This window comes from Williamwhitmania taraxaci (genome assembly GCF_900096565.1).
Taxonomy (GTDB): Bacteria; Bacteroidota; Bacteroidia; order Bacteroidales; family Williamwhitmaniaceae; genus Williamwhitmania; species Williamwhitmania taraxaci.
Genome location: NZ_FMYP01000093.1, coordinates 1 through 10,851, shown reverse-complemented (window position 1 = coordinate 10,851; position 10,851 = coordinate 1). Strand labels below are relative to the sequence as shown.

The following is a 10,851-nucleotide window of genomic DNA, read 5'->3' as shown; positions in this document are numbered from 1 at the left end:
AGTGGAGGCGCTATCCCCGTTGGCACACCAAATGCACACTATTACCGCTGATAATGGAAAGGAGTTTGCAGCACATCAGGTTATTGCCGAAAAGTTGCAAATAAATTTTTACTTTGCACGGCCATACCACAGCTGGGAGCGCGGCGCTAACGAGAATGCAAACCGCTTGGTAAGGCAGTATTTCCCGAAGAAAACGGACTTTAAAACGATAACACAAGAGCAGGTTCAGTGGGTCGAAGATATTCTTAACAGTCGGCCTAGAAAAAGGCTAGGGTTTATCTCTCCCCTCTTAACATATAATCAGTTAACCCAAGTTGCATTTGTGAGTTGAATCTTGCAATTAATTAAGAAGGAAACTAATTCAATGATTCATTTTGAGAACATAGGAAATAATCTTGATGCTAGCATTGCTAAGACGAATATGATAATGTTGAAGACTATGAAACTTTTTAATGAAGGGTCTGCACAAACAGTGAAAAATACTGTAACAAGTGTTGGGAATCAGTCTGATACCAAATAATTATTTCAGAATGGATAAACGTATAACGAAAGGATTGACTACGGTTAAGTCTGTATATATTGTTGCTACTATTGCATTAATTGTTCTTATTTATATTCTTATTGATGAATATAACGAGGTGGATGACAGAAAAAGGAATTCCCAGTATACTATTGGTTTGACTATCAAAATAGTTGGTACCGCAAAATCCGGAAATAACGTGTTTTACTCTTATAAAGTAAATGGTATTCAGTATGATGGGCTTACGCATATTGGATATAATGATTATTTTATTATACCTAATGGTAGATATTATGTAGTGTATTCAAGTAAGCATCCGGATAATGGAGAGATGTTAATTCATAATCCTGTGCCTTACGCGATTCAGCAAGCACCACCAGAGGGTTGGAATAGTATACCAGTTCCTAAATAAGCCTTTTGCTTACGGTATGGGGTCACCGAATAGGTTGGCAGACATATTGCCCATACAGCAAGGATGTCAATGGTGCAATTTGGGGTTATGGTTATAAAAAAGAGATGTGGGTGTAATGCCTGCATCTCTTTTTGTGGGGTTGGTTAGAGATAATGGGTAGGTGGGGTGGTTGGTATGATGGTAAAGGACCCCTCCGCCGAAACGCCTACCTGCCATTTCGGTGGGGCGTGTAAAACCCTGTCAGGGATGGGATCAAAATCTACCATCAGATTGTTGCGTGCAGCTCCCGAATTTCAGAATCCCTGACAGGGTTATTCTGGCGGCGTAGCTGTTTTCGGTAGGTTTTGTTAGGAATATGATTTGTTTCGCGTGTAAAACCCTGTCAGGGATGGTATCAAAATCTACCATCAGGTTGTCGCGTGCAGCTCCCGAATTTCAGAATACCTGACAGGGTTATTCTGTCGGCGCAGCTGTTTACCAACCTCCGATTTCATCGGAGGCTATTCGCATTGAAGCCCTACGGGCTTGCCGCTCTTTCCACCAACGGAAGGAACGTTGCAGCGGAACGAGACGTCCGCTTCAACTTGACGGTTCAAACTACAGGGTCGAAACTTTCTACACCGCTGTCGAGGCTTTTTACTCCGACTTTGATGTTCCGAACTCTGACGTTGACGCTTTCTTGGACCTTGCGTGATCCTACTAGCGTCCTATGGTGATGCTTTTTTTTTAATCAAGAACGGCGAGATTGTACAATATCAACCTGTTTTTTTTACTGGTAATTCTGTTCTTTAAAGTTGCTGTTGCGCCGCCTGCGTGGCTATAGATTATGCAGGTTTGTTGCTGTTTCAAAATCCCTACTCCAAGTTCACGTTGTCCATTAGTTCTCTTTAATCCTTACCTTTGTGTAGTAGCACTTAATTAAAAATCGCGATTGGAAACGTTTCATACAATTATCATAGGTGGTGGACCTGCTGGATTGTTCTCAGCAATCTCAATAGGACGTAACGATACGCTAGTCTTGGAGAAAAATACTCAGCCTGGGAGAAAGTTGCTCATTGCGGGCTCTGGACGCTGCAACATTACTCATGATGGGGATATTACTAACTTCTTTCATCGGTATGGTGATCATGGTAGCTTCGTGAAACGGGCACTGAAAGAGTTTACTAACCTGAACTTAATCAATTTCTTTGCGCTGCGTGGACTAAACACGATTACCGACAAGAATGGTAAGGTGTTTCCTCAAACCGAAAAAGCTGAAGATGTTCTAAACTCTCTCCTGCGCGAATGCCAAAAGGTTGGAGTAACGATTAATACTTCCTGTTCTGTTACTTCTGTTGAGAGAAATGATGGATTTTTCCTACTGAAAACATCCTTGAAAACCTTTTCTTGTGAAAATCTTGTGATTGCTACTGGTGGAAATTCCTATCCTACCACCGGTTCTTCGGGCGATGGGTATACTCTTTCTAAAATGCTTGGTCATGCGATTGTTCCCATTAAACCTGCGTTAACACCGATTTTTGTAAAGAATTATCGAATGGAGGAGTTGTCAGGCGTTTCGCTTGCGGATATTCCTTTATATCTTTTTCGAAATGGTAAAAAGATTCACGAGCATCGGGGCGATATTGGGTTTACCCATAAAGGAATTAGTGGTCCGGGCATCATTGATTTCTCTCGATATTTTGAGGCAGGAGATGTTCTGATGGTAAACCTTATCGATTGCAATGAGGATAAATTTCGCAAGCTGTTTATTGATACTGCCGTTCAAGATGGCAGTAGAACCATACAGTCCTTGCTTCGGAATTATGAATTGCCTAAAAGCCTCATGCGAATTGTGCTGGATGAGGTTGGGGTCGATCCTGCGGAGTGCCTTTCTAATATTAATGCAAAGCGGAGAGGTAACTTGGTGTCTTTATTCTGTTGTTACCCTTTCGAAATTGAGAGGGTAGGCGGATTTAAGATTGCCATGACTACTGCTGGTGGTGTTAGTCTGAATGAAGTTTCATCTAAAACTATGGAGTCGAAACTGGTATCTCGATTGTATTTTGCCGGTGAAGTGCTCGATATTGATGGTGATTCGGGCGGCTATAATATTCAAGCGGCTTTCTCTACCGCACATTTGGTTGGCAAGGCAATTAGGACTTTAGAGTAACCTCGTCCTCTCTAAGAGCAGTGAACTTCGTAATGTTTTTAAATATTTTCTCTTTAATTGAAACGGTTTTCAGACTCTTGCGGATGTCGTTCTTCGAAATGAAAAAGGAACCACTCTAGGTTCCTTTTTGTTCTTCGTTACATCAGCGTTTTAATGTTTTTACTGTTTATCGGTGTTTTACCTTCGGCCGTGAATAGGAAGGAGATTGACTCTGCGTAGTGCTTCTCAATTTTCCCCCGAACCATTTTCATTGTGGAGTTAAGCATGTGGTTGTGTTCCGTGAAGGGTTCCGGAAGTAGCGCAAAGGTTGTCGGTAGCCATCTGTCGGGAAACATCTCTTGGATATCTCCGCCTTTCTTGAAACGGTTGATTTCTGCCTGAACTGCTTTTATGGCTTCTTCGGCAGCCTCCGTTGTGCCCCACGTCAATCCTGCTTTTGTAATATGGCGTTTTAATGCCTCTTTATTTGGAACCAGTAGCGCTACGGTGTAAGCATTTTGGTTGTTGTGAAGCATGGCTTGGTCGATGAGTTTTGAATGCTCCACCATGGTCTCCTCTATACCCTCTGGACTATATTTTTCGCCATCACTTCCAATGAGCAGGCTCTTAAACCTACCAAGCACGTGTAGGAATCCATGAACGTCCATAAATCCAAGATCGCCTGTGTAGAGCCATCCATCCTTAATGCTTTCGGCAGTGGCTTTCTCATTTTTCCAGTAGCCAATCATCACATTTTCCCCTTTTATGACAATCTCCCCCTTTTCTCCTATAGGCAGGCTATTCCCGTTGGCATCCACTATTTTAAGGTCGAGATAATCGACTAAATAGCCGGATGACCCTAACTTGTGTCGCTTGAGTGAGTTTGATGAGATTATTGGTGTGGCTTCGGAAAGGCCATAGCCTTGGAACATTGGAACTCCAATGGCATAAAAGAATCGTTGTAAGTCAATGTCGAGCAGTGCGCCACCTCCAATAAAGAACTTCAATTCACCACCAAAGTTCTCTCTGATTTTTGTGAATAGTATTTTGTCGTATAGCCACATTAAGGGTTTGTATGCAATCACAAGTCCTCGTCCTTTATTGTAGCCTTCCTTATTATAGGCGTAGGAGATTTTCATCGCATGATTAAAAAGCTTTTCAATCATCGGCCCTTTAGCCCTAATGCCACCCTCGATATTTTTGCGGAAATTTTTTGCTAGTGCAGGAACGCTAAGTAGCAGGTCTGGCTTAATCTCCTTAATGTTAATCGGAATATTTTTAAGCGTTTCCAAAGGAGTCCGTCCCACTTGAACGGTTGCTACGCTGGCTCCCTTAGCCATGAAGGAGTAAAATCCCCCTACATGCGCAAAGCAATGGTCAAGCGGAAGAATTATCAGCGTTTTAAAACTGGTGGGGATCTCCATCAGGGTGAGCGCCTGTTCCACGTTGGCAGTATAATTGCGGTGGGAGAGAATAATACCCTTTGGATCAGCGGTGGTTCCTGATGTATAGCTAATATTGGCATAGTCGTTTGGCTTTACCATGGCTTTGGCTTCGGCAACCGCATTGGGTTTCGACAATAGAAGTTCATCGCCCTTTTTCAATACATCACCGATAGTCATTTCTCCCGGTTGGAGGTCGCTGGTCTGATCAAGTATAACAACCGTCTTTACTAACGGTAGCTTATTTATTGTTGCTCGAATTTTTGGAAGTTGGTTCGCCGAGCAGATAATTACAGAAGCTTCTGAGTGTTCAATCCGAAACTGAAGTTCATTGCTTTCTTCCAACTTTACGGAAAGAGGTACATTTATGGCACCTGCTTGTAGTAATGCCAACTCGCTAATTATCCATAAATTTCGTCCCTCCGAAAGGAGCGCAACCCTATCGCCATAAACTATCCCTATTGCAATGAGCCCGGCTGTAAGGCGATCAACTTCCACCTTTGTTTCACTATAGGTGGTCGGTTTAAATTCGCTCTCTTTCTTTTCCCATAAAAAGGGATTTGTATTGAATTTGTTTACACTCTCCTCGAATAGGTCTATTATGGTCTTCATTCCGGTATGGATATTTTTTTAGTAGGTTAAAAAACGCGGTAATATACTATTTTTGTGGCAATCCGATATAATGAAATTACTCGATCCTAACCTCTGTAATCAATGTCCACGGCGCTGCAACGCTTCTCGCGGTGGCGGTATAAATGGTTATTGTGCTACCACGCTTGAGCCTGCCATTGCATCGGTATGCCTTCATCATGGTGAGGAGCCCGTGCTAAGCGGTAGTCATGGTGTTTGCAATGTTTTTTTTAGCCATTGCAACTTGCAGTGTGTTTACTGCCAAAACCACCAAATCAGCATTAATTCCAGTGAAACGATAAGTCGATACTCTATTTCAACGGCGTGCGATGCCATAGCGCGCGATTTGGATAAAGGTGCAAAGATCGTAGGATTTGTTTCCCCTTCGCACCAAGTTTCTGTAATGGTTGAAATAGTGAATGAGTTGAAACGACGTAATTATGCTCCACGAATACTATATAATTCAAACGGCTACGATAGGGTTGAAACATTAAAGAGTCTTGAGACTGTTGTGGATATATACCTTCCCGATTTTAAATATGGATCGAATGAGTTGGGGCTGCGATTATCCGCTGCCCCGGATTATCTCGATGCTGCTTTGCCTGCAATTAAAGAGATGTTTCGCCAAAAGGGGAACTATCTCAGTGTCGATGATAGTGGCATAGCCGAAAGTGGGATGATTATTCGCCATTTGGTTTTGCCTGGATTTGTTCAAAACAGCTTAGACGTGTTGGATATTATTGCAGAAGAATTATCCCTAAACCTGCATTTGTCCATAATGGCACAGTATGCTCCTCCATTTGCTATTCATCGTGAACCAACCCTTAATCGGCAACTTTCTTCCGAGGAGTATGAATGCGTTACTCATCATTTCAATCAGGTGGGATTTCACAAAGGCTGGATACAGGAGTTGAGTAGCGCCCATAACTACAACCCAAACTTTGACAAAAAAGAGCCGTTTTAACAGTTTTTTGTCTAAAATCACCATATATTGCTCCAACATTCACAAAATTGTTTTACTTTGGTTCTGTCTTTATTGACAGACTTGAGATACTATGATTTATAAATTAACACTACCTGCTATGAAAAGAATTCTCCCTATCTCTATTCTCTCCCTATTACTCCTGTTGGGGAGTTGCGATTACATGAAAAAAAAGGGGTGGATTAAGGATAAGAAACAGGAGCAGTTGGCGCAAGCAAGAGCCGATAGCCTTCGGACTGATTCATTAAGATTAGTATCCTTGGAGAAAGAACGAATTAAGGCTGAAGCAAAGCAAATGGCGGAAAGCGACAAGGCGAAAGCCATTGCGGGCAAAAATAAATCTGGGTATGATGTGATCATCGGTAGTTTTAAAGTAGCCAACTATGCCACTGCCTTTGCTAAGGATGTGGAAGGAATGAGTTTTAAGGTAACTATTCTACAGTCGGAGAATGGGTTTAACTTAGTATCTATTGGTCATTTTGAAACCTATGGTGCGGCTGCTGCCGAAATCAGAAAAATTAATGAAGGTAACCAGACTCCAATGGAACTTTGGGTTTATTAAGTTATCGTATTCCCTACATGAAAAACCTTGTCCGAAACGATGAGGTTTTTTCTGTATATAGATTTTGTGCCGAATTCGAGGTTGTTTCATTTTGGGTAGGAATTTAAAGATTGTGGACTGTCTTAATGATAACCATTAAAAATACTCAGAAAATCTCCCTTTATATATGGATTTATGATTGATTATTAAAATACCTTTCTATTTTTGTTCCCAACAAAATTCTAACCTTAACCTATAAAATTTAACATAATAAACTAATGGAAAAAATTAGGCAAACATTACGCGATTCTGCAGCAGCTCGGTGGACTGCTCTTGCAGTAGTTGCATTTACGATGCTCTGTGGTTACTATCTAACCGATGTTGTGGCGCCTTTGAAAGGTCTACTAGAAGGAAAACTTGGTTGGGGTAGTTCCGATTTTGGTTTTTTTAATAGTGCCTATGGCTGGTTTAACGTTTTTCTTGGAATGCTTATTGTTGGTGGTATTATCCTCGACAAGATGGGCGTTCGGTTTACCGGATTGATGGCAACCATAATAATGGTTTGTGGAACTATCATTAAATTTTGGGCGATTTCTACCCATTCACTTGATGGTCAGGTATGGAAAGTGCTTTGGTTTGAAGCTCCAGCACAAGTTTTCATAGCAGGCTTAGGATTCGCCATTTTTGCTGTTGGTGTTGAAGTCGCGGGTATTACGGTTTCAAAGATTATTTACAAATGGTTTAAAGGAAAAGAACTCGCTTTGGCTATGGGTCTCGAAATGGCCACTGCTCGTTTAGGAACCGGTTTAGCAATTGCAACTGCTGTTCCTATCGCTAAAGCCTTTGGTGTTGTTGATGTCTCAAGGCCAATTTTACTTGCTTTAATTTTGCTTTGTATTGGACTTCTTTCTTTTGTCATGTATATGTTCATGGACAAAAAGTTAGATGCATCTGAGGTTCAAAAGACCCAAGCTGAAATGGATGAAGACGCTTTCAAAATTTCAGATATCTTCAAAATTATTACAAATAAGGGTTGGTGGTATATTGCTATTTTGTGTGTACTATTCTACTCTGCTGTTTTTCCATTCCTGAAATATGCTACCGATTTGATGATTAATAAATTCGGAGTTAGTGAAGAGTTAGCAGGTACAATTCCTTCCATGTTGCCTTTTGGAACAATTTTACTTACTCCATTTTTTGGAAATCTGTATGATAGAAAGGGTAAGGGAGCAACTATTATGATAATTGGCTCATTGCTCATTATTGCAGTTCATGCACTATTCTCAGTTCCATTCCTTCACCATTGGATTATGGCCATTATACTAATCTTGGTATTGGGTGTTGGCTTTTCTTTGGTTCCTTCGGCTATGTGGCCTTCAGTACCAAAGATCATTCCTGAGAAACAGTTAGGAACTGCTTACGCTCTTATTTTCTGGGTTCAGAACTGGGGATTGATGGGTGTTCCTGCTTTAATTGGTTGGGTTCTTGAGAAGTATTGTATTACAGGTCAGGTTGTAAGAGATGGCCTTACTGTAAATACTTATAACTACACGTTGCCAATGCTTATCTTTACTGGGTTTGGTGTTTTAGCACTTATTTTTGCTTTCCTACTCAAAATTGAAGATAAGAAAAAGGGTTATGGCCTTCAATTGCCGAATATCGTGAAATAAATATAATCTCGCGAATAGTATAAAATTAAAGAAGGGCTGCTCATTTGAGCAGCCCTTCTTTTTTTGAGTTTTCCTCGAAGAGGCGTTATGCTATCTGCTAATAGTTGCAACTCTATTTGGTCCCACCGAGACAATGGTAACTGGCACTCCAGTTTCAGTTTCGATAAATCGAATATATTCCATTAGTTCAGTCGGAAGTTCGCTCTCCTTTCGGAGGTCAACAATAGGAGTGTTCCATCCCTTAAAATCACGATAGATGGGCTCAATTGGTTCCTCTATATCGTAAGGGAGACGTTGGGTTTCTTTCCCATTTACCTTATAGGCAACGGCTATTTTGATAGTTTCGAATGAGTCAAGCACGTCAGCCTTGGTGAGTATGAGTTGGGTAACTCCATTAAGCATAATGGCGTATTTTAGTGCCACTAGATCGAGCCAGCCACAGCGACGCGGCCTGCCGGTGGTAGCTCCAAATTCGAAACCGATTTTTCGTAATCGTTCTCCTGTTTCGTCTTCTAGTTCGGTAGGGAATGGTCCACTGCCAACTCGGGTGCAATAGGCCTTTACGATACCAAATACCTCTCCAAGCTTGTTGGGAGCAAGGCCAAGTCCTGTACATGCACCAGCACATACGGTATTGGATGACGTAACAAAGGGATAGCTACCAAAGTCAATGTCTAGCAAAGAGCCCTGTGCTCCTTCAGCCAGAACCGATTTTCCTTGATCGAGAAGGCTATTTACTTCATATTCGCTATCTACCAGCATCATCGATTTAAGGACATCAACGCCTTCTAACCACTTGGCTTCATAGTCGGAGGTATTGAATTCGAAGTTATACTGTTTGATTATCTCCTTGTGCTTGTTGGTGAGCGCATCGTATTTTTTACGGAAGTTTGGGGAGATAATGTCGCCAACGCGCAGTCCATTCCTACCAGTTTTATCCATGTACGTAGGCCCAATTCCTTTGAGGGTGGAGCCGATTTTTGTTTTTCCCTTTGCTGCCTCGGAGGCTGCATCCAAGATACGGTGAGTTGGCAGTATTAAGTGTGCTTTTTTCGAAATATAAAGCGTTTTTTCAGGATGAACGCCCATGGCTTTTAGTTTACCCACTTCCTCTGCAAAGATAACGGGATCGATAACAACGCCATTCCCGATGAGATTAACCACTCCTTCGCGAAATATTCCGGATGGGATGGTGTGAAGAACATGCTTAATGTTGTTGAACTCGAGGGAGTGACCAGCATTTGGACCTCCTTGAAAACGTGCAATTACATCGTATCGCTCGGCAAGCACATCCACAATTTTTCCTTTACCCTCGTCGCCCCATTGGAGTCCGAGAAGAACATCTGCTTTCATGAGAAAAAATATTATTTGAACCTTTTACTACTGCAAGTGTCTGTTGCAATTTCCGGGAGGATGGTGCGAATTGTATAGGCTCTATAATTTAATTGCCTTTTGTTGTGGTTGTTGTGCACACAATGCCTACGCTGGTAATTGCAGCCTAAGGTAGCAATAATTTAGGAAAGTGAGGTGCGCTTTTTGAGGAGAGGAAATGGCTAAAAAAGAAGCGCACCTATTGGGATGCGCTGGATCATTATTTTTTCTTTTCGACACATTCGCTACAAATGCCGTAAAAATATAGTGAGTGGGTGGCAATTTTGAAATTCATCAGACTTCCTGCTGTCTCTTGTATTTCTTGGATTCGAGGATCGCAGAACTCAATGACGTTGCCGCATTCCGTGCAAATCATGTGGTCGTGCTGGCTACATTCGTAGGCCTTCTCGAATTGGGCCATGTTTTTCCCAAATTGATGTTTTGTTACGAGCCCACACTCGAGTAATAGTTCGATGGTATTGTAAAGTGTAGCACGAGATACCCTATAGTTCTTATTCTTCATGAATATATAGAGCGTCTCAATGTCGAAGTGACCCTCACGGGTATATATTTCGTCAAGGATAGCGAATCGCTCAGGCGTTTTTCGATGTCCGCGCCGCTCAAGGTATTCAGTAAATATCTTCTTTACAGTGTCCTTAGAATTGATGCAAATCATAGTTGTGCATTGCTAAAACGAGTTGTCTAAAAGTAGTAATTTCTTTGCAAACCTAATGCTAATTTAGATTTATTTAAAAGAAAGAACAGGGTTTCTTTATAATTGTTTTAGATAAGCACCCTATATTTACTCCTCGATTTTTTCAACACGCTTTACCGAATGGCTGTAATCTAAAAAAATGTTGTTGATAATATTTTGTTAGCATTAAAATGCTGCACTAACCTGAATTACTCCACTATTCCAATTTTGCGACTTCCACGACCGTTTCACTGGACATCGGTAGGTGCGCTCTGAGTAGGCTTGTATGAAACTCTTGTAATGCGCTTCAATGTTTGTAAATAGATCCCATGCTTGGTAGCGTTTCAACAGCTGCCGGCCTACCTTTTCCGGTGAGGATTTCTCCTTCTTTGCCCTTTCTACCGCGACAAACCAATTCGAATAGTTCTGTAGATACTTCGTTGACACGCCTCTCATTATCC

The 10,851-nt window shown here is 41.6% G+C and carries 9 protein-coding genes and 1 pseudogene; 6 read left to right on the top strand and 4 right to left on the bottom strand.

Annotation, left to right across the window (positions count from 1 at the left end; translation table 11 throughout):
• The 3 genes from BLS65_RS16070 to BLS65_RS16060 form a co-directional block, all read left to right on the top strand.
• A partial coding sequence (locus tag BLS65_RS16070) for an IS30 family transposase (RefSeq protein WP_170830173.1) occupies positions 1-331 on the top strand: 331 nt, incomplete at its 5' end.
• Between the two features lie 199 nt (positions 332-530).
• Complete coding sequence (locus tag BLS65_RS16065) at positions 531-932, top strand: hypothetical protein (protein ID WP_092440841.1); 402 nt, start codon at positions 531-533, stop codon at positions 930-932.
• A 931-nt stretch (positions 933-1,863) separates the two neighbouring features.
• Positions 1,864-3,081 (top strand): BaiN/RdsA family NAD(P)/FAD-dependent oxidoreductase, encoded by a 1,218-nt coding sequence (locus BLS65_RS16060; protein WP_092440839.1) that lies wholly within the window; start codon positions 1,864-1,866, stop codon positions 3,079-3,081.
• A gap of 137 nt (positions 3,082-3,218) precedes the next feature.
• Here BLS65_RS16060 and BLS65_RS16055 read toward each other — a convergent pair whose 3' ends face one another.
• The gene (locus BLS65_RS16055) at positions 3,219-5,114 is read right to left on the bottom strand and encodes an AMP-dependent synthetase/ligase (RefSeq protein WP_092440837.1); all 1,896 of its coding nucleotides are present in this window, start codon (positions 5,112-5,114) and stop codon (positions 3,219-3,221) included.
• Between the two features lie 70 nt (positions 5,115-5,184).
• Between BLS65_RS16055 and BLS65_RS16050 the strand changes: the two genes are divergently transcribed.
• From BLS65_RS16050 to BLS65_RS16040, 3 genes are all read left to right on the top strand, one after another.
• Positions 5,185-6,096: a 4Fe-4S cluster-binding domain-containing protein gene (locus BLS65_RS16050; RefSeq protein WP_092440835.1), complete on the top strand. Its 912-nt coding sequence runs from the start codon at positions 5,185-5,187 to the stop codon at positions 6,094-6,096.
• Between the two features lie 118 nt (positions 6,097-6,214).
• Positions 6,215-6,676, top strand: coding sequence for an SPOR domain-containing protein (locus BLS65_RS16045; protein ID WP_170830172.1), 462 nt, complete (start codon positions 6,215-6,217; stop codon positions 6,674-6,676).
• Positions 6,677-6,933: 257 nt separating this feature from the next.
• On the top strand, positions 6,934-8,325 hold the full coding sequence (locus BLS65_RS16040) for an MFS transporter (RefSeq protein WP_092440832.1): 1,392 nt from the start codon (positions 6,934-6,936) through the stop codon (positions 8,323-8,325).
• Between the two features lie 90 nt (positions 8,326-8,415).
• Here the strand turns inward: BLS65_RS16040 and BLS65_RS16035 are convergent, their stop codons facing one another.
• From BLS65_RS16035 to BLS65_RS18450, 3 genes and pseudogenes are all read right to left on the bottom strand, one after another.
• The gene (locus BLS65_RS16035; protein ID WP_092440830.1) at positions 8,416-9,678 is read right to left on the bottom strand and encodes an adenylosuccinate synthase; all 1,263 of its coding nucleotides are present in this window, start codon (positions 9,676-9,678) and stop codon (positions 8,416-8,418) included.
• A 238-nt stretch (positions 9,679-9,916) separates the two neighbouring features.
• Positions 9,917-10,372 carry a Fur family transcriptional regulator gene (locus tag BLS65_RS16030; protein ID WP_092440828.1) on the bottom strand — a complete coding sequence of 152 codons (456 nt, stop codon included), beginning with the start codon at positions 10,370-10,372 and terminating at the stop codon, positions 9,917-9,919.
• 204 nt (positions 10,373-10,576) lie between these two features.
• Positions 10,577-10,851: pseudogene (locus BLS65_RS18450) on the bottom strand (hypothetical protein); the annotation flags it as partial.

Coding starts and splice junctions, on each gene's coding strand:
- BLS65_RS16040 (WP_092440832.1), top strand. CDS start 6,934: ATGGAAAAAATTAGGCAAACATTACGCGATTCTGCAGCAGCTCGGTGG.
- BLS65_RS16055 (WP_092440837.1), bottom strand. CDS start 5,114: ATGAAGACCATAATAGACCTATTCGAGGAGAGTGTAAACAAATTCAAT.
- BLS65_RS16035 (WP_092440830.1), bottom strand. CDS start 9,678: ATGAAAGCAGATGTTCTTCTCGGACTCCAATGGGGCGACGAGGGTAAA.
- BLS65_RS16030 (WP_092440828.1), bottom strand. CDS start 10,372: ATGATTTGCATCAATTCTAAGGACACTGTAAAGAAGATATTTACTGAA.
- BLS65_RS16050 (WP_092440835.1), top strand. CDS start 5,185: ATGAAATTACTCGATCCTAACCTCTGTAATCAATGTCCACGGCGCTGC.
- BLS65_RS16045 (WP_170830172.1), top strand. CDS start 6,215: ATGAAAAGAATTCTCCCTATCTCTATTCTCTCCCTATTACTCCTGTTG.
- BLS65_RS16065 (WP_092440841.1), top strand. CDS start 531: ATGGATAAACGTATAACGAAAGGATTGACTACGGTTAAGTCTGTATAT.